The 25091-nt window shown below is 72.2% G+C and carries 27 protein-coding genes and 1 tRNA gene; 19 read left to right on the forward strand and 9 right to left on the reverse strand.

Going from position 1 to position 25091, the window contains the following annotated elements:
* From fxsT to ACZ6EM_RS18910, 4 genes are all read right to left on the reverse strand, one after another.
* A partial coding sequence (gene fxsT, locus ACZ6EM_RS18895; RefSeq protein ID WP_465772802.1) for an FxSxx-COOH system tetratricopeptide repeat protein occupies positions 1–1898 on the reverse strand: 1898 nt, incomplete at its 3' end.
* Positions 1895–2314 (reverse strand): hypothetical protein, encoded by a 420-nt coding sequence (locus ACZ6EM_RS18900; protein WP_465772803.1) that lies wholly within the window; start codon positions 2312–2314, stop codon positions 1895–1897. The genes ACZ6EM_RS18900 and fxsT, both read right to left, overlap by 4 nt.
* A 119-nt stretch (positions 2315–2433) precedes the next feature.
* Complete coding sequence (locus tag ACZ6EM_RS18905; protein ID WP_465772804.1) at positions 2434–3120, reverse strand: HAD family hydrolase; 687 nt, start codon at positions 3118–3120, stop codon at positions 2434–2436.
* Positions 3117–3965 (reverse strand): GntR family transcriptional regulator, encoded by an 849-nt coding sequence (locus tag ACZ6EM_RS18910; RefSeq protein ID WP_465772805.1) that lies wholly within the window; start codon positions 3963–3965, stop codon positions 3117–3119. The genes ACZ6EM_RS18905 and ACZ6EM_RS18910 overlap by 4 nt, the downstream gene beginning before the upstream one ends.
* Before the next feature lie 510 nt (positions 3966–4475).
* On the opposite strand from ACZ6EM_RS18910, the gene ACZ6EM_RS18915 reads away from it, so the two are divergent.
* The 13 genes from ACZ6EM_RS18915 to ACZ6EM_RS18975 all read left to right on the forward strand — a co-directional run bounded on the left by ACZ6EM_RS18915 (position 4476) and on the right by ACZ6EM_RS18975 (position 15337).
* On the forward strand, positions 4476–4769 hold the full coding sequence (locus ACZ6EM_RS18915; protein WP_465772806.1) for a hypothetical protein: 294 nt from the start codon (positions 4476–4478) through the stop codon (positions 4767–4769).
* Positions 4766–5404 (forward strand): hypothetical protein, encoded by a 639-nt coding sequence (locus tag ACZ6EM_RS18920; RefSeq protein WP_465772807.1) that lies wholly within the window; start codon positions 4766–4768, stop codon positions 5402–5404. Before ACZ6EM_RS18915 ends, ACZ6EM_RS18920 begins: the two co-directional genes overlap by 4 nt.
* Complete coding sequence (locus ACZ6EM_RS18925) at positions 5401–6045, forward strand: hypothetical protein (protein WP_465772808.1); 645 nt, start codon at positions 5401–5403, stop codon at positions 6043–6045. The genes ACZ6EM_RS18920 and ACZ6EM_RS18925 overlap by 4 nt, the downstream gene beginning before the upstream one ends.
* A complete protein-coding gene (locus ACZ6EM_RS18930) occupies positions 6042–7319 on the forward strand; it encodes a hypothetical protein (RefSeq protein ID WP_465772809.1) in 1278 nt (425 codons plus the stop codon). The genes ACZ6EM_RS18925 and ACZ6EM_RS18930 overlap by 4 nt, the downstream gene beginning before the upstream one ends.
* A gap of 64 nt (positions 7320–7383) precedes the next feature.
* Positions 7384–7557, forward strand: a complete 174-nt coding sequence (locus ACZ6EM_RS18935) for a hypothetical protein (RefSeq protein ID WP_465772810.1) — start codon at positions 7384–7386, stop codon at positions 7555–7557.
* Positions 7558–7700: 143 nt separating this feature from the next.
* Entirely contained in the window at positions 7701–8735 is a 1035-nt protein-coding gene (locus ACZ6EM_RS18940) for a hypothetical protein (protein ID WP_465772811.1), read from the forward strand.
* 19 nt (positions 8736–8754) lie between these two features.
* Positions 8755–9162, forward strand: a complete 408-nt coding sequence (locus ACZ6EM_RS18945; protein ID WP_465772812.1) for a hypothetical protein — start codon at positions 8755–8757, stop codon at positions 9160–9162.
* A 5-nt stretch (positions 9163–9167) separates the two neighbouring features.
* Complete coding sequence (locus ACZ6EM_RS18950; RefSeq protein ID WP_465772813.1) at positions 9168–10172, forward strand: hypothetical protein; 1005 nt, start codon at positions 9168–9170, stop codon at positions 10170–10172.
* Positions 10173–10267: 95 nt separating this feature from the next.
* The gene (locus tag ACZ6EM_RS18955; protein ID WP_465772814.1) at positions 10268–10861 is read left to right on the forward strand and encodes a hypothetical protein; all 594 of its coding nucleotides are present in this window, start codon (positions 10268–10270) and stop codon (positions 10859–10861) included.
* A gap of 20 nt (positions 10862–10881) precedes the next feature.
* Positions 10882–12864 (forward strand): YfjI family protein, encoded by a 1983-nt coding sequence (locus ACZ6EM_RS18960; protein WP_465772815.1) that lies wholly within the window; start codon positions 10882–10884, stop codon positions 12862–12864.
* Positions 12865–13119: 255 nt separating this feature from the next.
* Positions 13120–13305 (forward strand): helix-turn-helix transcriptional regulator, encoded by a 186-nt coding sequence (locus tag ACZ6EM_RS18965; RefSeq protein WP_465656892.1) that lies wholly within the window; start codon positions 13120–13122, stop codon positions 13303–13305.
* The gene (locus tag ACZ6EM_RS18970) at positions 13305–14705 is read left to right on the forward strand and encodes a tyrosine-type recombinase/integrase (RefSeq protein ID WP_465772816.1); all 1401 of its coding nucleotides are present in this window, start codon (positions 13305–13307) and stop codon (positions 14703–14705) included. Before ACZ6EM_RS18965 ends, ACZ6EM_RS18970 begins: the two co-directional genes overlap by 1 nt.
* Positions 14706–14809: 104 nt before the next feature.
* Positions 14810–15337, forward strand: coding sequence for a hypothetical protein (locus ACZ6EM_RS18975; RefSeq protein WP_465772817.1), 528 nt, complete (start codon positions 14810–14812; stop codon positions 15335–15337).
* Positions 15338–15640: 303 nt separating this feature from the next.
* On the opposite strand, the gene ACZ6EM_RS18980 is transcribed toward ACZ6EM_RS18975, so the two are convergent.
* Positions 15641–15721 (reverse strand) — tRNA-Tyr (locus tag ACZ6EM_RS18980).
* Positions 15722–15938: 217 nt separating this feature from the next.
* Here ACZ6EM_RS18980 and ACZ6EM_RS18985 point away from each other — a divergent pair.
* The gene (locus tag ACZ6EM_RS18985; RefSeq protein WP_359897561.1) at positions 15939–16427 is read left to right on the forward strand and encodes a YajQ family cyclic di-GMP-binding protein; all 489 of its coding nucleotides are present in this window, start codon (positions 15939–15941) and stop codon (positions 16425–16427) included.
* A gap of 179 nt (positions 16428–16606) precedes the next feature.
* On the opposite strand, the gene ACZ6EM_RS18990 is transcribed toward ACZ6EM_RS18985, so the two are convergent.
* The gene (locus tag ACZ6EM_RS18990) at positions 16607–17167 is read right to left on the reverse strand and encodes a TetR/AcrR family transcriptional regulator (protein WP_401046611.1); all 561 of its coding nucleotides are present in this window, start codon (positions 17165–17167) and stop codon (positions 16607–16609) included.
* 125 nt (positions 17168–17292) lie between these two features.
* On the opposite strand from ACZ6EM_RS18990, the gene ACZ6EM_RS18995 reads away from it, so the two are divergent.
* Positions 17293–17892 carry a DUF2867 domain-containing protein gene (locus tag ACZ6EM_RS18995; RefSeq protein ID WP_452177409.1) on the forward strand — a complete coding sequence of 200 codons (600 nt, stop codon included), beginning with the start codon at positions 17293–17295 and terminating at the stop codon, positions 17890–17892.
* A 56-nt stretch (positions 17893–17948) separates the two neighbouring features.
* On the opposite strand, the gene ACZ6EM_RS19000 is transcribed toward ACZ6EM_RS18995, so the two are convergent.
* Together ACZ6EM_RS19000 and ACZ6EM_RS19005 are read right to left on the reverse strand one after the other, a co-directional pair.
* The gene (locus ACZ6EM_RS19000) at positions 17949–18443 is read right to left on the reverse strand and encodes a hypothetical protein (RefSeq protein ID WP_465772818.1); all 495 of its coding nucleotides are present in this window, start codon (positions 18441–18443) and stop codon (positions 17949–17951) included.
* Positions 18444–18485: 42 nt separating this feature from the next.
* Positions 18486–19142 (reverse strand): ArsR/SmtB family transcription factor, encoded by a 657-nt coding sequence (locus ACZ6EM_RS19005; RefSeq protein ID WP_359897566.1) that lies wholly within the window; start codon positions 19140–19142, stop codon positions 18486–18488.
* 156 nt (positions 19143–19298) lie between these two features.
* Here ACZ6EM_RS19005 and ACZ6EM_RS19010 point away from each other — a divergent pair, with 156 nt between their 5' ends.
* From ACZ6EM_RS19010 to mug, 4 genes are all read left to right on the forward strand, one after another.
* Positions 19299–20702 (forward strand): MFS transporter, encoded by a 1404-nt coding sequence (locus ACZ6EM_RS19010; protein WP_465772819.1) that lies wholly within the window; start codon positions 19299–19301, stop codon positions 20700–20702.
* 265 nt (positions 20703–20967) lie between these two features.
* Positions 20968–22131, forward strand: coding sequence for a M24 family metallopeptidase (locus tag ACZ6EM_RS19015; protein ID WP_401046622.1), 1164 nt, complete (start codon positions 20968–20970; stop codon positions 22129–22131).
* A gap of 147 nt (positions 22132–22278) precedes the next feature.
* Positions 22279–23436 carry a phosphatase PAP2 family protein gene (locus ACZ6EM_RS19020; RefSeq protein WP_465772820.1) on the forward strand — a complete coding sequence of 386 codons (1158 nt, stop codon included), beginning with the start codon at positions 22279–22281 and terminating at the stop codon, positions 23434–23436.
* A 14-nt stretch (positions 23437–23450) separates the two neighbouring features.
* Complete coding sequence (gene mug, locus ACZ6EM_RS19025; RefSeq protein WP_401055897.1) at positions 23451–24038, forward strand: G/U mismatch-specific DNA glycosylase; 588 nt, start codon at positions 23451–23453, stop codon at positions 24036–24038.
* A 62-nt stretch (positions 24039–24100) separates the two neighbouring features.
* On the opposite strand, the gene ACZ6EM_RS19030 is transcribed toward mug, so the two are convergent.
* Positions 24101–25036 carry a LysR family transcriptional regulator gene (locus tag ACZ6EM_RS19030; protein WP_465772821.1) on the reverse strand — a complete coding sequence of 312 codons (936 nt, stop codon included), beginning with the start codon at positions 25034–25036 and terminating at the stop codon, positions 24101–24103.
* Positions 25037–25091 lie beyond the last annotated feature (55 nt).

A 25091-nucleotide genomic window follows, 5' to 3' on the forward strand; every position in this document is an offset into this window, starting at 1 on the left:
GTGGGGTGGGTGTCGCCCAAGGTCTGTTCGCGCTGGGCGAGGGTGGCCTCGTGCAGGAGGATGGCACGCTCAAGGTCCCCAGCCGCCTGGTAGGCGTCGGCGAGGTTGTTGCGACTGATCAGAGTTTTGGGGTGGGTGTCGCCCAAGGTCTGTTCGCGCTGGGCGAGGGTGGCCTCGTGCAGGAGGATGGCACGCTCAAGGTCCCCAGCCGCCTGGTAGGCGCTGGCGAGGTTGTTGCGACTCATGAGGGTGTCAGGGTGAGTGTCACCGAGAACCTGTTCGCGCTGGGCGAGGGTGGCCTCGTGCAGGGGGATAGCTCGCTCGAAGTCCCCAGCCGCCTGGTAGGCGTAGGCGAGGTTGTTGCGACTGATCAGGGTGTCGGGGTGAGTGTCACCGAGAACCTGTTCGTGCTGGGCGAGGGTGGCCTCGTGCAGGGGGATAGCTCGCTCAAGGTCCCCAGCCGCCTGGTAGGCGCTGGCGAGGTTGTTGCGACTCATGAGGGTGTTGGGGTGAGTGTCACCGAGAACCTGTTCGTCGTGGCTGACGATCGCGCGCCGAAACGGCAGAACGCGGGCGTCGTGGCCTTGCAGGTACAGATGGTCGGCCGCAACGCCGTAGAGAACGACTTCACGGTCGCTGCCGAGCCCTGCGGGCCGGGTGGTGGCAAGGGCGATGAGGTGGGACATCAAGGCATTCAGAGCCGCGGGCATCTGGTCTTCTAGGAGGTCGAGCGCTTGGAAGAGAGCTTCCTCGGCTGTGCGGCGACCGGTGAGCGATCCATCGGTTTCGGTGGGTGCGGTGGAGCGTAGGACCGTCTGCAGGAGGCGGTGGATGCTGACGCTGTGCCTGGTGACGGTAACCATGCTGTAGGCGACCAGGAGCCCGAGGGACTCGTGGAGGTCGTCGTTGTTGTAGTCGACGGCTTCGAGGATGGTGACGGGGATGTCGTCAGGCCCGAGCCAGGCCAGGGTTCGCAGGACCGTCACGGCGTGAGGGTTCCGAGCTTCGAGAGCCTGGAGGGTCTGCGTCCAGATACGGGCAATGGTGCGTTCGGCGTCGATGCCCTCGGCCGCTTTGTCCAGCTTGGTGGGCAGGCGCCTGCGGTAGGCATCAATGCTGATGGTGGGGTGCTGGCGCAGGTAGGCGCCAGCCTGCTCCAGCGCGAGCGGGAGGTGGCCGAGGTCAGCAGCGAGCGCACGGGCGTCCCGGAGGTCACGGGGGGTGGGCTTGCCATCGGTGAACGCGTAGGTACAAATCAGTTCGGCGGCCTCATCAGGCGCGAGGGTACCGAGAGGATAGGTGCTGATAGTGCGCGGCCAGCCGGTGGCACGGCGGCTGCTAACCAGGTGATGCCCACCGTTGAGCGCGCCGAGGTAGCTGGTGAGGTCGGCCGGGTTCTCGACGTTGTCGAAGACCAGCAGCCACCCTGGGTGCCATTGCAGCCAGGTCATCGCCCACTGGGCCCGCTGGCCTTGGGAGGCGGTTCCGGCCCAGGACGGGAGCAGCCGGAGGGTCAGGCCTGCGAGGGACTGCTCGATGCTGGCCGGGGAGTCCGCGGCGATCCACCAGATGAGGGCGTAGGCGTGGCGGTAGCGGTGGGCGTAAGCGAGGGACAGGGTGCTCTTGCCGATGCCGCCGAGGCCGTGAACGGTTGAGGCCTGGGTGATCGCGGTCCCACCGTCTGCCGTGAGCGTGGTGCGGAGCCAGGCGAGGGCGTCCTCGCGGCCAAGGCAGAGGGGGTAAGGCGGCAGGTTGGTGAGGCTAGGCGGGGCCGGCACGTCGCGGGCGGCGGTGAGGATCTCGGCGGGCAGACCGATGACGTCGCCGGTGTGGACGGTGCCGATGCTCTGGGCCGCAGCCGCCCTAGTGCCGGAGACGTTGTAGTGGGGCCCGGTCACTGGGCGAGGTGGTGACCGTCGCCGGTGATGGCCGTGTTGATGGCGTAGGCGGCGATCGACCGCTCCCCGGACGCGGTGATCGTCACAGAGGCGGCGGCCGGTCCGACGAGGCCGGCCAGCTCCTGCCGCAGTCCGGCGTCATCGCGCAGGGCCCGCTTGATCTGCTGGCGCAGCGCCGCTGCCGCGTCCGGGTCGGTGGTGTCCTCGGCGGCGTCCTGGACCGCAGCTTCCAAGGAGGCCTGTTCGCTCTGCGAGCCGCGACGGAACACCGCGTGCAGGACGCGACGGCCCAGGTTGGCGGTCGCTTCCACGGCGCTGTCTTCCGCCCGGGTCAAGACGGCCCCGCCGTACGCACTCACGGCCGCCGCCAGGTACGGGCCTGCCTGTTCCACCAACTGGGCGATCTCGTCCGTCATGACTGTCCCCTCCACCTCGACCAGCACCTGCTACGACGGAGCGTAGGGGAGCAAGCGCGAGCGGGAGACAGGTTTCATGGGAACACTCGTGTCTGGGCCTTCACTGATTGCCCACCAGGTCAGGCGAGGGCGTCGGCGATGAGGTGCATCGAGTCCACGACCACCACGGCGCCAGCAGCGGCCAGCTTGACGTCCTTCCCCGACTTGTTGGCATAGCCGATCGTCAGGACACCGGCGGCCTTCCCAGCCTCGACGTCGCGGGCCGCATCGCCGATGAAGATGCAGTGCTCCGGCTCAGTGCCTACGGCCTTCATGGCTTCGAGCAGGAGGCGCGGGTTCGGCTTCATGGATGAGGGGTCACCCGGGGCGCGGCCGAAGACGCCGGCCACGTAGTCGCTGAGGCCATGCTCGGCGAGGTAGGTCTCGATGGCCTCGCCCGCGTTGTTGCTGACCACAGAGACCAGCCGACCGGAGCGGGCAGCGGCGCGCAGAACCGATTCGCCGCCTGGGGTCGGGCGGGCGCCCCGGACAGCTTCGGTCTCCAGCGTGGCCAGCGCAGCGTCCGTGCTCGCCGTGAGACCCGAGCGAGCGTCCGCGACTAGCCGAAGCAGGGCGAGCGGGTCGCTCTCCTCCTTCGCCCCGGCCGGGGCCTGCTCGCCCGCGGCGAGCAGGCCTTCACGGAGTCGGCGCGCGACCTCCGGAGCGGGGAGGCCGGCGAAGACCGAGCACACCGGACCGTCGAAGTCGAGGAGCACGTGCTTCACCGGCCGCAGCACGTCAGCGAGTTGCTGAGGGGTGGCGGTCATGACTGCCGCTCGTACGCAATCGTGCTCCACACGCTGTCGAACCACATCTGGGCCTGCTGGACGTACTGCGATCCGAGCGAAGCGTCGTCCGGCCCGGCGACGTGGTGGAACAGGGTGGTGTCCTTGCCGGTGACGTCGTAGAAGGTGTGGGCGTCGTCGTCGATCGTCACGGTGCGCTCGCGGAGCGGGTAGAAGCCGAAGAACGCCTCCGTCCGGTTCAGGATGTACAGCTTGAACAGGCTGGATGCCCGATGGACTTTGACCTGGACGGTCGCCTTCTGGACGAGGCCCAGCTCGGCCAGCATCTCCACCGAGTGCGCGATGCCGCCGGCGTTCGTCAGGGCGATGTTCCGCGCCCGCTCCCGAAGGGCGACCTCGTCCTGCAGTCCGTCGACCAGGACCGGCACGGCCATAGGCGCCGTGGTGTCCGGCAGGAGCAGTCGGACGGTGATCGACTCGGGCGCGAACCGGCCAGAGCGGACCTTGTCGAGCGGCTCCTGCAGCGCGTTGTGCAGCGTTTCACTGGAGAACCCGGCGAAGTCGAGGGTCACCTGCTGCTGCTCGAAGGCCGTTTCAAGGTGAGGCCGCAGCCCGACCGGCCGCGAGGTGCGCTCTCGCACGAACGAGCCGCTCCCCTGGCGGGTCACGATCAGATCCTCGGTGCGGAGTTCGTCGAGCGCCCTGTCTACCGTGCCGCGCGCCACGCCGAAGTGCTTCGCCAGCGCAGGGCCTGAAGGAAGTTTGTCGCCAGGCTGGAAGCCCGGCTGCTTCGTGAGGATCGAGGCCCTCAATGAGCCTTTGACCTGCTGATACGGAGGACGGGGGTCATTCGGATCCAGGGCCATGAATCCATGCTAGAGGAGGTGTCCAACACGAGCGAGAAACCCAACTCTCTTGACCTGCTTAAGCAGGTTCTCTATGTTGAGCGTGTCGCACCAAGTGAGACAGGGGCGACACAGAGGGGCCTTCTTTGGGCTGCTCTGACCTGCACAAATGCGCCCATGAATGGCCGGCTGCTGCCGTGTCTGGGGCGAAGGGGCCCGGGATAGATCGGGCCGAGGCACCCGGCGCCTTGGCAGTCCGGAGGGCAAGACCGAGAGGTCACGCCGTCCGCGCCTGAAAGGGAGCACGCTCCCCAAGAGGACGGCATCACGGGCCCTGCTCCGCTTCGGCGGGCGGGGCCTGAGCTGTGAACGAGTGACTTTGGCCCGGCCCTTCCGCTCGCGGCTGGGCCGCGGCCATGGCTACTCGTGCACCACGAGTAGCTGGGCCCGCATGAGTTGGGCCGCCGTGCTCCCGGCCAAGGAACGCGCGGCGGCCCTCGGGCCCACCCCTACGAGAGAGGAGGTAGACCCGTGAGGTCGATTGTTGCAGGCCAGCTGGCCTTGGACGAGGACGAGTTCGCCGAGCTGGCGCTCGGTCTCGCCGCGGACTCGGAGTTCGCCCGGCTGTTCACCGGCGTGCCCGGCGAGAGCGCGGTCGAGTGCGCGGCCCGGATGGACGCCGCGTCGGACATCGTGGCGGACCTGCGCCGGGAGGACCCGGTGCTGGCCGCCTACGCCGAGCGCCTGATGAGCATGGCGCCGGTGCCGCTGCGGCGTCCGGCCGTCATCTACCGCACCGCCGGCGCGGGGCAGGTGGCGGCGTGACCACCACCATCGGCTCGACCTGGCACCGGGACCCCGCGTTCGGGGCGGTCACCCGTCACCCCATGCCGGTGGTGGCCCTCCCGACGACCACGTACCGCATCCTCGACCTGCCGGAAGCGCTGCTGCGCGAGGAGATCGCGGTCCACGAGGCCGGCCACGCGGTCCTCGCGCTCCACCTCGGCATGCGGCTCACGGTCGTGTCGGTCGCCGACGACCTCGGCCACGGCCCGAACACGCCCAGCGGTCGTATCGAGGTCCCCGGCGTCCTCACCGCGCCGGCCGCCGACGTCATGCTGTTCGCCGCCGCCGGTGAGCGGGCCGCGGACCGGTGGCTGCGCGAGGCCGGTCTGTGGACCCCGGCGCGCGCGTGGGTGGTCGAGATCCTCGCCGAGGGCGACCGGGACGCCATCGCCGAGTGCGCCCGCCGCTTGCACCCCGACGGCCTGACCTACGGCGTCAGCGACGACCCGAGTCGGGACCTGGCCGCTCTCCACGACCAGGCGGACGCCTTGCTCGACACGCTGTGGGACCGGGTGACCCGCCTGACCGCCGCGCTGACCGAGCACGGTCGGCTGACGGAGGAGCAGGCCGCCGAGGCCGCTGGCTTCTCCCCGAAGGCGGGGTGGCAGAGGTGAGCGACACCCTGAACCGCACCGGCTGGCGCTTCGACGCCCGGAACGGGATGACCACCCGCAACCCCCGCCCGGAGCTGCCGTCGGGCGTGGGCATCACGGAGGCCCTGGACCTGCCGGTGGACGAGTTGCGGCGCGCGTTCGCCACGCACGAGGCCGGCCACGTCCTGGTCCTGCTGCACTCCGGGATCCCGTTCGAGGCCGTCTTCATCCGCAACGACCTCGGCCTGGCCCCGGACCAGGCCGACAGCGGCGGAGCGGTCGTCATCAGTCCCTGTTCGACCCCGCTCCGCACCGGCCTGATGATGCTGGCCGCCGGCGAGCGGGCCCAGGACCGGTGGCTGCGCGAGACCGGCCGGTGGACCACCCGGCGCGGATGGCTGACCGAACTCGGCGCCGTCAACGATCGCCGCGAGATCTACCGGGCCGTGGACGAGGCCTTCGGCCGGGACGTCACCTTCGGGACCTCCGACGACCCGTGCCGGGACCTGGCCGCGCTGCACGACCACACCGACGCCCTCCTCGACACGCTCTGGGAGCAGGTCGGCCGGGTCACCGAAGCGCTGGACCGGCGCGGGCGGCTGACCGCCGGGCAGGCCGCCGAGGCCGCCGGCTTCTCCCCGAAGGCGGGGTGGCGGCGGTGAGCGGGCTGAACGACTTCCGTGCCGAGCGGCGCGCCGACCAGCAGGCCGTCCGGGCCGACGCCCGGGCGGACCGGCGGGATGAGCGCGAGCAGCGCCGGTTGGACGCCGAGGCGGCCCGCCAGCGGCGCCAGGCCGACCAGCGCGACGCCGAGCAGGCTCGGGAGCGGCGGCGGGCGGTGCGGGCCGCGCGGTTCGGCCGGGTGACCGGCTGGATCACGGCGAGCCCCGCGAGGGCGTTCGTCCGGCTGGTCCAGGCGTGCTCGATCGTGTCGGCCGTGGCCTCGCAGGTCGCCGCGCTCGACCACGCGGACGTGGCGCTGCTGCTCGCGGTGCTGCTGGCCGCGATGCTGGAGGGCGGCGCGTGGGCGCTGGTCGCCATGGGCGCCCAGGCCGAAGGCGAGCGCTCCACCCACACCTACCGCCTCGGCGCCTGGGCCGCTGGGACGGTTGCCGCCGGGATCAACTTCGCCCACGGCTGGCAGCAGTACACCGATGCCCGGTGGGTCGCCGCCGTGCTGGCCCTGTCCAGCATCGGCGCCGTCTGGCTGACCGACCTCCAGACCCATGGCGGCCGCGGCCCGACCACCGCCGAGAAGAAGACGGCGAAGGAGCAAGCCGAGCACGCCCGCCAACGCGCCGAGCACCACCCTCAGGTGCGGGAGGTCGCGGACCGTCTGCTGTCCGCCGCCGCCTACGGAGCGTTGTCGCCCGACGAGGCGTGGCGCATCGCCTGGGAGTACGTCCACGGCGTCACCACGCCGGGGCTGACCGCCGAGCTGCTCGCCCAGCGGCTCAACGCGAGGGCCCGCGTGGCGGAGCTGAGCACGCTGCCGGCACCGGCCGACCTGTGGCCGGGAATGCCCGACGACCCGTTCCCCGCCCTCACCCTCCCGCTGCCCTCCGGCCCCTCGGACGGCGTCTACCTCGACGCCGTTCCCGACGTCCTGCGGAACGCTTCCCCGATCACCACGGAAGCGCTCGAAGCCCTTTACGGAAACGGGTCGGGCGTACCCGCACCGAAGCCCGAAGAGCCCGACGACGGGTCCTCGACCGACGGCGGCGGGAACGCTTCCGCCCCGGCCGGGGACCGGGCACTCGACCCGGCCGACCTCGCCCGGGTCCGGGTGCTGGCCGCCGACCTCGCCGCCCAGGGCGAGGAGCTGTCGACCCGCAAAGTCCGCTCCCTGCTCGGCTGCCGCAACGAGACCGCCGTCCGCCTGCGCGCCGCCGTCGAGGCCGAGCGCAACCGCCCCGGCGAGGAGAACGCGCAGTGACCACCGGCGCCGTCACCTGCCGCGACCTCGACAAGCCCGACACCGACCGCTGAGGGAGCGCGTGATGCAGCTCTTCCGCCGTAGCCAGCAGCCCCAGACGGGCCAGCAGCGCCGGGCCGCCGCCGTCCGCCGCGCCGACCGCGAGGGCCAGCGCCAGATCGACAGCCTCCGCACCAGCAAGAGCACCACGGCCTGGCACTCCACCCCGGCCCCCCGCTCCTGGTGGCGCTCCTCCTGACCACCCCTCGGGCCCGGCTCCGGCCGGGCCCCTCCCAAGGAAGACTCCATGGCCTACACGCTGTGCCTGCTGTTCCTGGTGGTCGACGCCGTGATCGCCGTCCTGTGCATCCGCGAACTGATCCGCCGGGGCGGGTGGGACCGATGACCATCCCGCCGCCGCCGTCCGAGCCGCCCACCGCCGGCATGCCCACCCCCGGCCCCGAGCCCGTGGCCGAGTGGTGGCGCAAGTCCGGCCCCGTCATCCCCGCCCCGGCCCAGCCCCCGACCCCGGGCCTGCCGGACACCACCGTCCACACCCCGACCCCGATCGCCGCCACCCCCGCCGGGCCGCCCTCGATGGAGGCCGCCGCCGAGGCCTTCTGGGCCCCGGCCGGCAGGCTCTTCGCCGAGCAGGCCACGGCCATCGCCTCCCAGGTGGGAGAGCAGATCGGCCAACTCCTCACCGAGACCGAGGCCCAGCGCACTGCCCGTCAGCAGGTCGAGTACGAGGAGATGCTCGCGGGCCAGCGGGCCCGGATGGACGCGGCACTCGGCGCGGTCGGGGAGACCGTCCAGGAGAAGACCGAGCGCCACCGGATCGAGGACATTCTCACCCCCAGCCGCCCCGCCCAACGGGACGACCTCGTCGGCCTGGTCGACCTCCTCGCGGACCGGCTCTCCGAGACCCCGGAGGACCGGGCCGCCCGCCTGGAGGCCCAGCGCGAGCTGGAGAAGCAGCGCGCCCGCGTCCAGGAGGACGCCGCCCACGCCGCGGCCGGGGAGACACCCGCCCAGCGCGACCTGCGCCACCGCGAGCAGCGGCTCGCCGACCAGCGCGAGGCCAAGGCCCGGGCCCGCCGCCAGCACCGCAAGGCCGCCCGCGCCACGGCCGGATCCTCCGACCGCACCCGCCGCTTCCGCCGCTGGTACGTCCTCACCGCCATCAGCGCGGTCAGCGGCTACGCGACCGGCCTGGTCGAGCTGATCACGCCGGGCGGGCCCTTCGTCGGCCTGCTGCTGGCCGGTGCCGGCTGGGCCCTCGACCTCCACTTGCGTGACCGGGGCCGCCTGCGCGTGAGCGAGGTCCGCCGCCCCGGACCCCTCCTGATCCTGATCGCCGCGCGCATCCCGGTCGCCTCCGGCCTCACCGTCGCCACCGGCATCGCCCCGCTCCTCGCTGCCCTCCCCCTCTACTGACCCGCCAAGGAGACACCTCATGAGCAGCCTCATCGCGCTGGGTGCCGGCGGCGCCGCCACGGTCACCTCCGCGTACCTCCTCGTCGGCATCCGCGGAAAGAACAAGATCACCGTGACCCCCGACCACGTCCCCTACTGGGCGTTCGGCATCGGCCTGTTGAGCGCCAACGCCGGCACCGCGTTCCAGCAGCTGAGCGGCATCGGCAACCAGCTCGGCGCCAGCTTCCAGGGCAACCAGGCCCTCGGCGAGTGGCAGACCGGCGCGACCGCCGCCCTGCTGACCATCGCGGTCTTCGGACTCAAGCCGAAGCCCTGGAAGGACGTCATCTGCGGCGCCGTCGCCCCCAGCCTCTACGCGAGCGCCGGCGGCTTCTGGGCCATCCCCGCCTCCGTCCTCAGCGGCCTGATCAACTCGTTCATCGGCTGACGGCGATGGAACGAATCTTCCCCACCGAGAAGCTGGTCCCCACTCTCCTGTGGCCGTTCACCGGGTTGGCCACCGGCACGCCCGTCCTCATCCGCAAGCTGACGGCCCCCCAGCGCGAGCGCCGCGCCGAGGCCGCCGCGCTCAAGGCCAAGCAGGACGACCTCGCCGCCCAGGCCGCCCAGGCCGCCGAGGAGGCCTTCACGAAGAAGCTCACCACGGAGGCCGACCCGGCCAAGCGCGCCTCGATGCTCCAGGCCCGGGAAGCCGCGCAGGTCGCGGCCCGCCAGTTCGAGCTGGACCAGGCCAAAGCCGCCCGCAAGGCCGCACGGAGCCGGGCGGGCGACGCCGCCGGCGCGGCCGCCCTGATGCTGATCGTCGGCGGCCCGCTCGTCTGGTCCCTGGCCCGCCCCTGGATCGAGCCCGGCATCGGCCTCCTGATCGGGGCGTGGTGGATAGCCGCCCTGATCCACGCCCCCACCCCCGGCAAGGCCCCGGCTGAGGGCGAGGAAGAACAGGAGCAGGGGCATCCGGTGCCCGCCACCGAAGCCACCGAGGAGGAACCCACCGGGGAGGACCGCCAGGAGGCCCCCGAGGTGGCCACCCCGACCCCCGCCGAGACCCACTCCCTGACCGCTTCCCTGACCACCGCTGGGAACTCTGTTCTGCTCACCCGGCTGGCGGCCGATCTGGCCGCCTCCCACCGCGGTTGGGAGCCCTCCACCAAGGCCGTCCGGGTCCTCCTCTCCGAGGCCGGCATCCCGGTCCGCGGAGGGGTCCGCACCCCGGACGGCAACGGGCCCGGCGTTCACCACCAGGACGTGCCCGCGCTCCGCTCCCCCTCCGCCCCCGCTCCTCTCCCCGACTCTGTTGCCAACGTTGGCGCAGGTCAGAGTGCCAACACCAACGCCAACAACACCGAAGAGTGGTCCACCCGAGAGGGGTTCGTCATGCGCGCCGACCCCGAGAACCCCGCCCGAACGATCATCGTCGGCCGCGCCAACGCCGCATGATCCACGCAGCACGAAGCCCCACACCGGCCGCCTGTTCTTGGCAGAGAGTCGGCCGGTGCGGGGCCGTGCATCCCCTTCACAGAGATGGGACCAGCATGCCCCAGTTCGACCACTCCACGCTCGTCATCATCAACGACATCGCCGACCGGCGGGACGCCAGCGACGGCCGCTCCCGCTACGGCGCCTACATCGCCCACCACGCCGGCCACTTCCACGAGGACGGCGAACCGCTCCGCCCGGTCGAGTTCGCCGCCGCCGCGTGGCGCATCGCGACCAGCCCGATCATGTCCCCGGGCTACGCGACCATGCGCCCGGACATCGACCGGGTCGAGGTGTACGTCGACCACGACGGCGGCGCCCAGTTCTGCGCGAAGATCGGCCTGCAGCACAGCGCGCTCGCGCACCGGCCCACCGGCCACCCGCTGGACTGGGAGCGCGTCTCCCCGTGGTCCCGCCCCGGCGAGCCGTGGCCCGTAATGGTCAGCCCCGAACGCACCGACCTCCCCGCCGTCCTGGTGACCGCCACCGTGCTCCTCCCGATCCCGGATAGCATCCTCATCGCCCCCACCGCGGCCCGGCCCGGCCGCACGCTCACCTCCGAGGCCAAGACCGTGGTCGCCGCTCTCGCCGAGCACGCCAACCGCAACCTCGCCCCGCTCGTCGCCGACCTGCTCGGCGGCGTCCGGTGAACGGCCCGGTCATCAACTCGTTGAGCACCGAGTACGCGCCGAACGTGATCCCGTTCCGGCCCGAGCCCGCCGAGGTGAAGGCCGCCGAGCAGGCCGTCATCGGCGCCGCCCTGCTCGACCCCGCCCAGATCCCCGCGCTCGCCGCCCAGCTCGGCGACCCGGGCGTGTTCTACCACCCCGCGCACGAGACGATCTGGCGCGCCATCACCCGCATGGCGGCCAGCGGCGAGCGGCCGGTCGACCCAATGCTGCTGGCCGAAGTCCTGCGCGGCCAGGGCGACCTGGGCCGCATCGGCGGGCCCGGCTACCTGCACACCTGCATCCAGGCCACTCCCACCGCCGCGAACGGCGAGTACTACGCCGAGATCGTGCGCGTGGCCGCCGAGCGGCGCCGCATCAACACCGCCACCAGCCGTCTCGCCCACATGGCCGGCGACGACCAGGCCGACCTGGAGGCCGTCCGCACCGCCGCGCTCGCCGCCCTCGCGGACCTCGCCTCCGGCGAGACCTGGCTCGACCCCGTTCCGCTCGGCTCGCACGGCGCCCTGCCCACGTTCCCCGTCCGTGCCCTGCCCGGGTGGGTGGGCGCGTATGTGGAGGCGGTGGCGGAGTTCACCCAGACCCCGGCCGACATGGCCGCCACCATGTCCCTGGCCGCGCTGTCCACCGCCGCCGGCGGCCGGGTGGGTGTGGAGATCCGGCCCGGCTGGCGCGAGCAGTCGAACCTCTACCTGGTGTGCGCGATGCCGCCCGCCAGCCGCAAGTCCGACGTGTTCGCGTTCATGACCGGCCCCGTCTACCGGGTTGAGGACGAGCTGCGGGCCGAGGCCCGGCCTCGGATCATCGAGGCCGAGACCGCGAAGGAGGCCGCTCTGGCCGAGGTCGAGGCGCTGATGGCCAAGGCCCGCAAGAACCCGGACCTCGACCGCGCGCACCTGGTGGCCGAGATCTCCGGCGCCCGAATGCTGGCCGACGAGATCGTCGTCCCGCCGAGCCCGCGGCTGACCTTGTCCGGGGACATCACCCCCGAGACCGTCACCCACCAGCTCGGCGTCCACCGCTGTCTGGCCGCGCTCTCCCCCGAGGGCGACCTCTTCGACAGCATCGTCGGCCGCTACAGCAGCAAGCCCAACCTCGGAGTCTTCCTCCAGGCCCACAAGGGCGAGCGGCTCCAGGCCGACCGGATCACCCGCGAGCAGCCCACCGTCGACAAGCCCGCGCTCACCATCGGCGTCACCCCGCAGCCCGCCGTCCTCCAGGAGCTCGGCGCCGCCCCCGGTGCCCGCGACCGCGGCCTGCTCGCCCGCTTCCTGTACTCCCTCCCGCCCTCCAACCTCGGCTACCGCAAGATCCGCACCACCCCGGTCCCCGAACCGGTCGCCACCACGTACGACGTCCGTCTGTCCGCGCTCCTGCGCGCCCTCACCGCCTTGGACGAGCCGGTCGTCGTCACGATGACCGAGGCCGCCGACCTCGCCGTCGAGAAGCTGCAGGAGAAGTTCGAGGTCCAGCTCCGCCCGGACGAGCCGCTCGCCCACATCAAGGACTGGGCGGGCAAGTTGGTCGGCCACATCGCCCGCATCGCGGTCCTCCTCCACCTCGCCGACCACGTCGGCGGCGACTGGCGCGCGCCCGTCGAGGCGGGCACCGTCGACCGCGCCGCCGAGATCGCCGAGTACTACACCGCCCACACCCTCGCCGTCTTCGACCTCATCGCCGCCGACCCCGCCACCGAGGACGCCCACGCCCTCCTCCAGTGGCTCCAGCGGCCGAAGAAGGATGGCACCCACCGCACCCACATCAAGGCGCACGACGCCGTCGCGTCGTCCCGGCGGTTCAAGAAGGTCGTCGACGTCGAGCCCGCGCTCGCTCTGCTCGAACAGCACGGCTGGCTCCGCACCGACCAGACTCCGGCCAGCGGCCAGCGAGGCCGGCCTCAGGCCGTCACCTACCGCGTCCACCCGGTTCTGAGCGCCCCCGCGGACGCGAACCCGATCACGTAACCGTCAGGAACGTCAGGACAAAGCCCTGACCTGGCGATACGCCGCCGGACGAGCGGTCAGGGCGCGTCAGGGCTGTCAGGGATAGCCGAGATCCCCTGACAGCCCTGACAATCCCTGACGCCCGGCCAGGAGCCGTACCGGCAGGTCAGCGAGTTCCCCTGACATGCCTGACACCTTCCGCCCTCCGCGGCCGCCCGCGCGAGGGCTCGTAACACTTCGCAGCCACCCTCCGCACCCACAGCAGGAGACTTCGCCATGCCCAAGCGCGAACTGCTCAAGCTCCCCGTCGTGCTCGCCGAACTCGGCATGTCCCGTGCCGCCTTCTACCGGATGCGCGCCCGGGGCCAGGCTCCGCGCCTCATCAAGCTCCCCAACGGCCAGGTCCGGGTCGACCGGGTCGACCTGGACGCGTGGCTGGCTGCCTGCGAGGTGGCTGCCTGATGCCCACCTCCTACAAGGTCACCTTCTGGGACCACCGCCACCGTCCGGACCGCCGCAAGCCGTGGATGGTCCGGTGGACGGTGAACGGCCGGGAGTTCTCCGAGTCCTACCTCACGAAGACCCAGGCGGACGGCCGGAAGGCCGAACTGCTCGTCGCGGCGGCTTCTCACCAGCCCTTCGACACCGAGACGGGCCTCCCGCTCGCGGAGCTCCGCAAGCGCCAGGAGGAGCAGAACTCCGTCACCTGGTACCAGCACGGGCGGAACTACGTCGAGGCCCGCTGGGACGGCGCCCCGGCCAAGACCCGGACGACGTGGGCCGATGCCCTGGCCAGCGTCACGTTCGAGCTGGTCAAGAGCAAGACCGGAATGCCGGACAAGCCGCTCGTGCGGCGCGCGCTGTACAGCTGGGCCTTCAACGTGAACCGCTGGACCGACGAGCCGCCGGCCGACGTCGCCAGGGCCTTGGCCTGGGTGGCGCGTAACTCCGTGGACGTGTCCGAGCTGGCGGACCCGAAGATGGTCCGTCGCCTGCTCGCCGCCCTCTCGGTGAAGCTCGACGGCACCAAGGCCGCCGCCTCGACCACGCTCCGGAAGCGCCGGATTCTCAACCACGTCCTGGGCCGCGCCGTCGAGGACGGCCTGCTGGCCACCAACCCGCTGCCGTCGGTGCAGTGGCAGCCGCCCCGGACCGAGGAGGAGGTCGATCCGGAGTACGTCATGAGCCCGGAGCAGGCGGCCGCGATGCTGGAGGCGGTCGGTCGGCAGGGCAGGCGCGGGCCGCGGCTGGTGGCGTTCTTCGGGTGCATGTACTACGCGGGCATGCGCCCGGGCGAGGTGGTCCACCTGCGCAAGGATCGGTGCGTCCTGCCGGCGGAGGGCTGGGGGAAGCTCAACCTCAACGGGAACAGCCCCCGCGTCGGCTCGTCCTGGACCGACAGCGGGGCGTCCCACGACCCCCGGGGCCTGAAGCACCGGGCGGAGTCGGCCACCCGGCCGGTCCCGATCCCGCCCGAACTGGTGAAGCTGCTGCGGGAGCACATCGAGCAGTACGGCACCGCCCCGGACGGCCGGCTGTTCCGGACCTTCCGGAACGGCATGGTGCAGGAGAGCGGGTACGGCGTCGTCTGGGCCGCCGGGCGGGCGGAGGTGTTCAGCGAGGAGGAGCGGGCCACGCCGCTCGCCAAGCGCCCGTACGACGCCCGGCACGCCGGGATCTCGCTCTGGCTGGCCTCCGGAGTGCCGGTGGCCGAGTGCGCCCGGCGGGCGGGGCACAGCATCGCCGTCCTGCTCCGGGTCTACGCCAAGTGCATCCACGGCGACGAGGACCACGCCAACCGGCTCATCACCGAGCGGCTCCAGCGGCGGACCGCACCCCCGCCACCGCCCGACGGCCCCTGACCTATGACTGAGCCCTTCAGTCGGCGAATCGAGCGTTAGGCGGCTGGCTCAGACGGAGTTTGAAGGCCCCAGGATCAGACAGCCGCGCGACCTAGGATGGGCGGGTGGCTGATGAGATTCCCTCCGACCCGATCAAGGTCCAGGACCTTCGAGGAAGCTGTGAGAGCGCCGAGAGCTCGACGGCAGTCCGGACCTTCTACCACTTCTCCAGGCGCGAGCCGTGGCCCGCGATCGAACGTTCCGGCACGTTGAAGGCCCTGTGGATAAACGACAATTGCCAACCCGGGGTAGCCGCGACGGTTCACCTCAGCGACAGCCCCGACCCTGACTCCCTGCCCTTTGACCTTCGGGGTCTGCGCCCGGTGCGGTTCACGGTCGTTCTGCCTGAGCACTCCGTCCATCACTGGCCCCGTTGGGGTAGGGACAACGTCGTCCGCGAGGCCTGGAAGTCGATCGGCGTCCCGATCGACGACGACCCGTATGGTCGACTGAGCCAGTGGAACGACACCGCAGACCGTTGGTACGTCACCGAAGGACCCGTTCCGGCGAGCGCGTGGATTGAGGTGGAGGATCTGGAGACACAGCACGTGCTGTGGCGGCGGGACTACGGCGATTCCTCCAACCGTGGCTGAGCGCTTCCGCTGACTACATGAGCGCCGGGCGGAACCCACCCCAGCCGGTTCAATTTCACACGGCACACCGGCTGCAAGAGGCACCAGCACCTCGCTGGCTCAACCACTCAGCCGCTGCTGAAGCGCTCAGTTGCATGACCTTGGTCCGCGCCTGGTCCGGAACCGCTGGTCAGGACTGGGATCCGGGCGAAACGAGGTGAGACAAACCGCCTAAAACGACCATCCGGCGCAACCGGTGTTCGAGCACAAGAAAACGGCCTCTGATCTGCGTTTCCGCAGCTCAGAGGCCGTTTCTCTATCCTGTGGCTGGTGCAGGGTTCGAACCTGCGTAGCTTGCGCGACAGATTTACAGTCTGCTCCCTTTGGCCGCTCGGGCAACCAGCCAGGATCTTCGTTTCCCGGGGTGTTCACCCCGTTCGACTTGGTAAACCATACCCGATGCCGGGGGGTGCTCCGCCACTCGATAGATCACGCGATGATCAAGGAACCACGGGCGGGCGGTACGGGCGGGGCCGGTGTGGCGCTGGATAGGCTGGGACTCCGGACGCCCGCGAGGGCGGGCCGTGCCAGTGAAGCCAGAGCATCAAGGAGACCAACACCCATGGCCGACTCCAGTTTCGACATCGTCTCGAAGGTCGAGTGGCAGGAGGTCGACAACGCGATCAACCAGACCTCCCGTGAGATCGCGACGCGCTTCGACTTCAAGGGCGTCGGCGGCGAGATCAGCCGCACCGCCGAGAAGATCGAGATGAAGGCGAACGGCGAGGAGCGCGTGCGCGCCATCCTCGACGTCCTGCAGACCAAGTTCATCAAGCGCGGCCTGTCGCTGAAGGCTCTGGACGCCGGCGAGCCGCAGCTGTCCGGCAAGGAGTACAAGATCTTCGCCAACGTCAAGGAGGGCATCACCACGGAGGACGCGAAGAAGGTCGCGAAGATCATCCGTGACGAGGGCCCGAAGGGCGTCAAGGCACAGGTCCAGGGCGACGAGCTGCGCGTCAGCTCGAAGAGCCGCGACGACCTCCAGGCCGTGCAGGCCCTGCTCAAGGGCAAGGACCTGGACTTCGCGCTCCAGTACGTGAACTACCGCTAGCACCGGCCCCGGCCTGCGGCGACGCAGGCTCCGAGCGGCTGCGGGACACAACGGGGGCGCGGCACCGGACCTTCTTCGGTGCCGCGCCCCCGTTTTCCGTGCGCCGTTTTCCGTGCGCGGCTTTCCGTGCCCGCTTTCCGTGCCCGCTTTCCGCGTGCCCGACCGGCCGGGGACAGGCTCTAGCGCAGGAGCCAATCGCGGGTCAGTTCCATCACCTCGGCGCGGCTGCGGCCCTCGTGGTCGACGGCGACGAGGTGGTGGCCGATCCGGAGCGAGAAGCTGATCAGGCTGCGGACCTCGACGTCGTCCGGGTCGGGGCAGAACGACGCGTAGAGCGAACGCAGGTAGGCCATCCGGCGGTTGTCCACGCGGCGCAGGCGTTCGGCGACCGCTTCGTCGCGCCGCGCCCAGTCGCGGATCGCCAGGTCGACGGTGGTGCCGGTCACGGGCCCGTCGCCGCTGGTGGCGGCGATCGCGAAGAGCCGCCCGAGCCGGGTCCGGGCGTCGCCGCCCTCGTCCTCGACCTGGGCGATCACACCCTCGGTGACCTCCCGCTCCCAGGTGTCGAGCATCTCGTCGAGCAGCGCGCCCCGGTTGCGGAAGTACCCGTAGAAGCCGCCCTTGGTGACGCCGAGCGCCTGGGCGAGCGGCTCGACGCGCACCGCCTCCGGGCCGCCGGCCGCGAGCGCCCGCAGCCCCTCCTCGATCCACCGGGCGCGCGGCGTCCGCGTCACGCCCATGCCGGGCCCCTCGCCGCGTCTCGTTCCACTGTGTCGCTCCTCACGCTCACACCCTTGTGCATACGCCACCGTACACACGGGTCTAGCCTGGCTCTATACGGCACCGTACAGACAGGGGCACGCAGATGAGACTCCCCCGCACGGCACACACCTCCCGCCCGTGGCGGATCCACGAGATCGCCCCCGACTTCCGCCTGGAGGACGTGTGGGCCCTGCCGACCCCCGGCGGCCCCGACGACCTCGCCCGCCTGGTCGACCAGTTCGCCAACGGCACCGGCGCCCCGATGTCCGCCTCCCCCGTCGTCCGCCTCCTCTTCGCGGCCCGCTGGAAGCTCGGCGCCCTGCTCGGCTGGGACAAGCCCGACGCCGGCCTCGGCACCCGCGTCCCCACCCTCCGCGACCGCCTCCCCGCCGATCTCCGGGACGCCCCGCGCGGCCCCGACACCCGCTCCGCGCCGTTCCGCTCCGTCTACCTGCTCCACGACGAGTGGACCGCCGAGACGGCCAACCGCACCGTCCACGGCATCCTCCACCTCGGCTGGGTCGAGACCGCTCCCGGCAGCGGCACGTACCGCGCCCAGATGGCCGTCCTGGTCAAGCCCAACGGGCTCCTCGGCCACCTCTACATGGCCGCCATCAAGCCCTTCCGGTACCTCGGCGTCTACCCGGCCCTCCTGCGCTCCATCGGCCGGCGCTGGCAGGCCGAATCCCCCACCCCGCACTGACCGCACGAGCACGGGCACGGGCACGGGCGCGGGAACGAGCACGGACGGCGGCGGGGTCAGTCGGCCGGCTCAGCCCAGCCGCCGGTGGTGCGGTGCCGGCCCAGACCGACCGACTCGAACTCGTCCGCCCGGCCCTCCTCGGTGCGGGCGCCGATACGCCGCAGGGCGCGGGAGATCGGGGTGCCCTCGGCCGGGGCGGGCTCGAATTCGCCGATGGTGAGCGGGCCGAGGGTGACCGCGCCGTCCAGCCAGACGGCCGCGCGCTGGGTGCCGCCGCCACCGAAGTACCGCGCCTCGACGCGGGCGATCGGCCCGGCCTTCGACCAGGCGGCCAGCCGGAGTTCGAAGCCGTCCGCGTGCCGGCCGGGCCCGGCCCCACCGCCGGGCCTGCGCAGGACGCCGTCTCCCTGGAGCGCGGTGAGGACGGCGGAGGTGACCGGGATCAGGGCCAGCCCCTGCGCCAACGGCACCACCCGGGCCGTCGAAACCTCCGCCGCCGCCACCGTCAGCAGCTCCCGTGTTCCTATCAGCGCCTGGAGTTCGTAGGACATGCCGGACATGGTGTCCCACCGCACCGACAGACGACCCGGAATTTATGATTCCGTGCCCGGTCGGAGACCGTAGAGCAGGGTAAAGACGGTCACATCCAGCGCATCCTCGGCCGCACTCGGCCCTTCTTCGTTCAGTTCGTCGAAGATTTCGGCCAGTTGGGATCGCAGCCGGTCCAGCCGGTCCGGGCTGAGCCGCAGCGCGAAGTCCGCGAACAGTCCGGACGGCGGGCCCGAACCACCGGGCGGCCGGCCGAAGTCCAGCCGGCCTTCGGCGATCCTGGCGCGGAAGTCGGACCGCACCCGGTCCATCGCGGCCACGACGGCCTCGTACGCCTCGGAGCGGGCCGGGGAGTCGGCGGTGAACATCTCCGGGGCCAGCCGGATCGCCCCCTGGGCGACCCGGTAGCGGCTCTCCACGATGCCCGAGACCAGCCGGGTGCCGGCCACCAGGACCAGCCCGGCCTTCTCCAACTGCTTGATGTGCCGGTAGAGCTTGGTCTGCGGCTCGTCGAGCGTGGCGGCGAGCTCCTTGGCCGTCAGCGGACGGTCCTCGGAGGACTGCAGCGCGCCGAGGATGGCCAGGCGCAGCGGGTCGGCCAGGGCCTTGAGCACCGCGACGTCGGACACCTGGCGTTCCTTGACCCAGGTGACGGGCTGCTGCTCGCCGCTGTCGGCGGCCTCCGGTGTGTGCTCGACCACGGGGCCACCCTTCCAGATCGGCCGCTCCGTTCGCAATCACGCCCCGGTGAGCGCTCACCACCGAGCCATCAATCACCCTTGCGAAACCAATGACGCCTACGACATCATTCATGCAGACGTGAATGATTGCGCAATCGCGAACGATGGGGGCGGGACATGACGGACCAACCGACGACGACAGCGGCGATGGAGCACCCCGGACCGGCCGCCGCCCCGCCGTCCATGCCCTCGCCGTCCGCACCTTCGCCGTCCGCGCCTTCGTCGCCCGCACCGCCGCCGCTCGTACCGCTGCGGCGCAACCTGCGGTTCCAGGCCCTCTGGGCCGGCCAGGCCTCCGCGACCCTCGGCATGGTGATCGGCGACACCGCCTTCCCCCTGCTGGTCCTCGCGCTCACCGGCTCCTCCACCTCCGCCGGAGCCTTCGGCGCCGTGCAGATGGCCGCCACCCTGCTGCTGGGCGTCCACGGCGGCGTGGTGGCCGACCGGGTGAACCGCCGCCGGGTGCTGATCGCCGCCGACAGCGCCCGGCTGCTCGCCCTCGCCAGCGTCCCGGCGGCCCTGGCGTTCGGCCCGCCGAACCTGGCCCACCTGCTGCTGGTCGCCGCCGTGATCGGCGCGACGATCGCCTACAGCGGCCCGGTCCGGCTGCTCGCGCTGCGCTCGGTGGTCCCGCCGGAGCAGCTCTCCCAGGCCCTGGCCCAGGACGAGGCCCGGATGAGCGGCGCCTCGCTGGCGGGACCGCCACTGGCCGGATTCCTGTTCGGGCTCGGCCACGCGGTCCCCTTCCTCGGCGCCGCGCTCGCCTCCCTGCTCGCGGTGACCGCCGCCGTCGCGGTGCGCTTCCCCAGCCCGCACGAGTCCGGGGATGCCGACCGGTCCACCGGGAACAGCGCCCTGGCGGGTTTCCGCGTCCTCGCCGCCTCCCCGCTGCTGCGGACCGCCCTGGCCGTCCTGCTGGTGATCAATCTCGCCGGGGCCTCCCTGCTGCTGCCCGTCATGGTGCTGTTGCGCGAGCACGGCACCAGCGGCACCGGGATCGGCCTGGCCCTGGCCGGCGAGGCGGTCGGGGCGCTGGCCGGCACCGCCCTGGTCGCCCGGCTGCACCGGCTGGCGGGCCCCGGCGTGCTGCTGCTGGCGGTGGCCTGGAGCGCGGTACCGGTCCCGCTGGCGCCACTGCTGCCCGGCGGGGCGCCGACCGTCTTCGCCGCGCTGTTCGTGTTCGGCGCGGGCGTGCCGACCCTGCGGGTGATGCTCGACCTGCTGGTCTTCCGTCAGGTGCCGGACGCGCTGCGCGGCCGGGTGATCGCGGCGACCATGACGCTGCTCACCGCCGGCATGCCCGCCGGGAGCTTCGTCACCGGCCTGCTGCTGGACCGCTCCTCCCCCGCCACCGCGCTGGTCGGGATCAGCGCCCTGCTCGCCGCCGCCCTGCTGGCCGCGACCGCGAGCCGCACGCTGCGGCGCGCCGTGTGGCCCGCTGCCGAGTCCGCCGCATCCGCTGAATCCACCAAGTCCACCGATTCGGCCGAGTCGGCCGAGTCGGCCGACCGGCAGGACTGACACCCCGGGTCGGCCGCCGCTCACCCGCACGGCCGTCCGCCGCATGCGGCGGGCCCGGCAACCGGGTGAACTGGCCGGGTACCGCCCGCCCCCGAGGGCTTCCCGGGGCGGGCCGCGGACCCGCCGCACCCGCCCACGCCTCGCCCCGGTACCGGAGCACCCACCGGATCGCCGCCCGGAGAGCGATCCGCATCGCCGTCCGGATCGCGCCGGTTCCTCCCCGAGAGCTTCACCAACTCGACGAGGACGTGATGGAGTTGACGCGATGGAGTCCCAGCAGCGCCCGTCCGGCCCCCGAGGAGGAACCGCCGTGCCCCACCCCTTCACCGTCGAGGACCACACCGCCCGGATGTCCCGGGCCACCGCCGAGGCGACTGCCGCCGGTCTGGCCGGCCTGGTCGTCGCGCCCGGTCCCGACCTGGCCTACCTGTGCGGCTACTCGCCCACCGCGATCACCGAGCGGCTGACCGCCCTCGTCCTCACCGCCGGAAGCGAACCCGCTCTGGTGGTGCCCAAGTTGGAGCGCCCGGATGCCGAGAAGGCGGTCGGCGCCCCGGCCGTCGGGCTGCTCGACTGGTCCGACGGCGAGGACCCGTTCGCCACCGTCGGCCCGCTGCTCGACCCGGCCGGACGGTACGGCGTCTCCGACAACACCTGGGCGCTGCACCTGCTCGGCCTCCAGGCCGCGCTGCCCGGCGTCTCCTTCATCTCGCTCACCGACTGCCTGCCGATGCTGCGCGCCGTCAAGGACACCGAGGAGCTGGACCGCCTGGCCGCCGCCGGCGGCGCGGCGGACGCCGCCTACCGGGGCATCCTGGAGGTCGAGTTCGCCGGCCGCCGGGAGACCGACGTGGCCGCCGACCTCGGCGCGCTGCTCATCCAGTACGGGCACAGCCAGGTCGACTTCACCGTGGTCGGCTCGGGGCCGAACGGCGCCAACCCGCACCACGAGGCCGGTGACCGGGTCATCCGTACGGGTGACACCGTGGTGCTGGACTTCGGTGGTCTCAAGGACGGCTACGGTTCCGACACCACCCGGACGGTGCATGTCGGCGCGGACGTTCCGGACGAGGTGCGCAAGGTGCACGAGCTGGTCCGACTGGCCCAGCAGACCGCCTTCGAGGCAGTGCGCCCCGGGGTAGCCTGCCAGGAGATCGACCGGATCGCCCGTCGGGTGATCACCGAGGGCGGGTACGGCGAGTACTTCATCCACCGCACCGGCCACGGCATCGGCACCACCACGCACGAACCTCCGTACCTGGTCGAGGGCGAGGAACGGCCGCTGGTGCCGGGCATGTGCTTCTCGATCGAGCCGGGGATCTACCTGCCCGGCCGGTTCGGGGTGCGGATCGAGGACATCGTGACCGTCACCCCGGCCGGCGGCCGACGCTTCAACAACACCCCGCACGAGCTGGGCATCGTGGCCTGACCCGCGCCCGACCGTGCGTCGAACCACCTGTCGAACCACCAGTCGAATTCACCTGTCGAACCGGGTGTCGACCGGATCGGACGTTCTTACGATCCAGTCATATTTCACCCAGAGTCCTCCAAGTTTGGGTTGCTAGTTTCGGTGCGCATGACCAAGACCCTCCCCCCGGCCCCGCACGACGCGCGGGCCGGGCAGCCACGCCCGGTGCCTCCGCCCCGCCCACGCGTGACGGGCTGGTCGAGACTCCGGTGGCTGGCCTGGCCGCTCTACCTGACGTGCCTCCTCTGGTTCCTGCGCACCGAGGGCATCCCCGCGGCCAACGACGTGCTGTTCCTCTGGCTCATCGCCGCCCTGCTGACCGCCGCCGTGCACAGCGGGCACGGCCCCCGCGGCTTCCTCCTGGTCCTGCGTGACTGGGTCCCGGTGATGGCCGTGGTGTGGGCGTACTCACTGCTGCGCGGCTACGGCGCCCACACCCCGTGGGCCCCGCACTGGCTGCCGCAGCTGCGCTTCGACGAGGTGCTCGGCTTCGGCGAGACCTGGACCGTCCGGCTCCAGCACGCGCTCTACACCGCCGGCTCACCGCATTGGTACGACTACGCCGCGGTGACCGTCTACCTCTCGCACTTCTTCGTGGTCTTCCTGCTGCTCGCGGTGCTCTGGCGACGCGCGCACCACCGCTTCCGGCAGTTGCTCGCCGCCTACCTGACGCTCACCTTCGCCGGCTTCGCCACCTACCTCCTCTACCCGGCCGACCCGCCGTGGCTGGTCTCCCAGGAGGGCAACCTGCCGCACCTGTCCCGGGTGGTCTGGGAAGTGATCTCGGTGAGCGGGCTGCCGCAGGCCGACTCGCTGCTGGAGAACGGCAGTCAGTTCGCCAACGACGTCGCCGCGATGCCCTCGCTGCACTCCGCCTACCCGGCGATGCTGCTGTTCTTCTTCTGGCCCACCGCCAACCGCTGGCTGCGGGCCGTACTGGTCGCCTACCCGCTCGCGATGACCTTCACCCTGGTCTACGGCGCGGAGCACTTCATCATCGACGTCTTCGTCGGCTGGGCCTACGCGGCCGTGGTGGTGTTCGGCCTGCGCCGGCTGCGCAACCGCCGGGCGGCCGTCGCGACTTCGGGGCCGGCCCCGGCCCCGGGCCCGGTGGAGGACACGGCCGAGCGCGCGGCCGAGCTCACCGCCGAGGACGCGGCCAAGGAGATCGCCAGGGACACCGCCAAGCGCGCGGCGAAGGAGGCGAAGGAGGCGAAGGACGCGGCGAAGGAGGCGGCCAAGGGCACGGCAGACTTGGCCGGGTGAATCCGAGCGCACCGATGAAGCCCACCGCCGAGCAGCTGCTGGCCGCCAAGGACACCACCATCCCGGACGTCTCCGGTCCCGGGCTGCGGGTGCTGTTCTGCGGCATCAACCCGGGCCTGTGGTCCGGCGCCACCGGCCACCACTTCGCCCGCCCGGGCAACCGCTTCTGGCCGGCCCTGCACCGCTCCGGTTTCACCGGGCGCCAGTACCGCCCGGACGAGCAGCGGGAGTTGCTCGCACTCGGCCTGGGCATCACCAACGTCGCCCCGCGCACCACGGCCAAGGCGGACGAGCTGACCGCCGAGGAGCTGCGCGAGGGCGGCGCCGCGCTGCGCGCACGGGTGCTGCGGCTGCGCCCGCGCGCCCTGGCCGTGCTCGGCATCGGCGCCTACCGGACGGCCTTCGGGCAGCGCCGGGCCACGCTGGGGCGGCAACCGGAGGGCATCGGCGGCACCGAGGTGTGGGTGCTGCCGAACCCCAGCGGCCTCAACGCCCACTACACCCTGGACGGGCTGGCCGAGGAGTTCCGCAAGCTCCGGGAGGCGGTCGAGGACCGGCCCGTCGAGGGCCCTGCCGTCGGGAACCGGTCCGTCGAGGCCTGAGCCCGCGGGGCCTGAGCCCGCGCGGTCCGGGCCCGTGGGGTCCGGGCCCGTGGGGTCCGGGCCTACGGGGCTTGGGCCGTCGCGGTCCGGCCGGTCGGGGGCCGGGCCGCCGACAGCCCGGCCGGCAGCGGCAGTTCGCGCAGCTCGCGGATCAGCGCCCGGACGGCGGCCGTCCCGGCCAGCTCGGGCGTGGTGACGTACCCGACCGAGCGGCTCGGCGGCCGCGGCCCGAGGTCGGTGACGGCGAGGCCGGCCGGGGCGCCGAGCAGGGCGGTCCGGGGCATGATCGCCATGCCGAGGCCCTGGGCGACCAGCGAGAGGGCCACCGTGTCGTCCTCCACGTCCACGGTCGCGGGCGGGATCCAGTCCTGCCGCTGCCACCAGTCCCGGGTGTACGAGCCGCAGTTCTCGTCCCAGTCGACCAGCGGGAGCTCGCGCGGCGCCGGGTGGCCGTGCGGGTGCGCGAGCGCGTACGACTCCTCGTACAGCCGCACCGCGACCAGGCCCGGGGCGGGTGGCGGGCCGCCCGCGTCGAGCGTCGCCAGCCCGAGGTCGGCGCGACCGTCGGCGACCTCCCCGGCGGTGCCGCGGCCGAGCTCCCGGACGATCCGGACGTGGGTGCCGAGCCCGGGGTGGCGCTCGGCGAGCCGGGCCAGGACGGGCGGCAGCAGGTGGGCGGCGGCACTGCGGAAGGCGGCGATCCGCAGGGTGCCGGTCAGCGGCCCGTCCGCTCCCGCGCCGCGCACCTCGGGGCCCATCGCATCCAGCAGCCGCAGGATCCGGCGGGCGTACGCCACCGCTCGCGCGCCGCCCTCGGTGGGGCGCGCGCCGTGGCGCCCGCGGTCGAAGAGCACCGCGCCGAGCTTCCGCTCGCAGGCGCGGACGGCGTGCGAGACGGCGGACTGGGTACTGCCCAGGCGTGCGGCGGCCGCCGTGAAGCTCCGCTCCTCCTCGACGGCGACCAGGGTCCGCAGCTCGTGCGGGGCGAGATCGGTCATACGGCCGAACCTATCCCGCGATCCATCGATCCTGCTCATGGATGCCGCCGTTCCA

It is taken from the genome of Kitasatospora sp. NPDC041917, assembly GCF_055589745.1.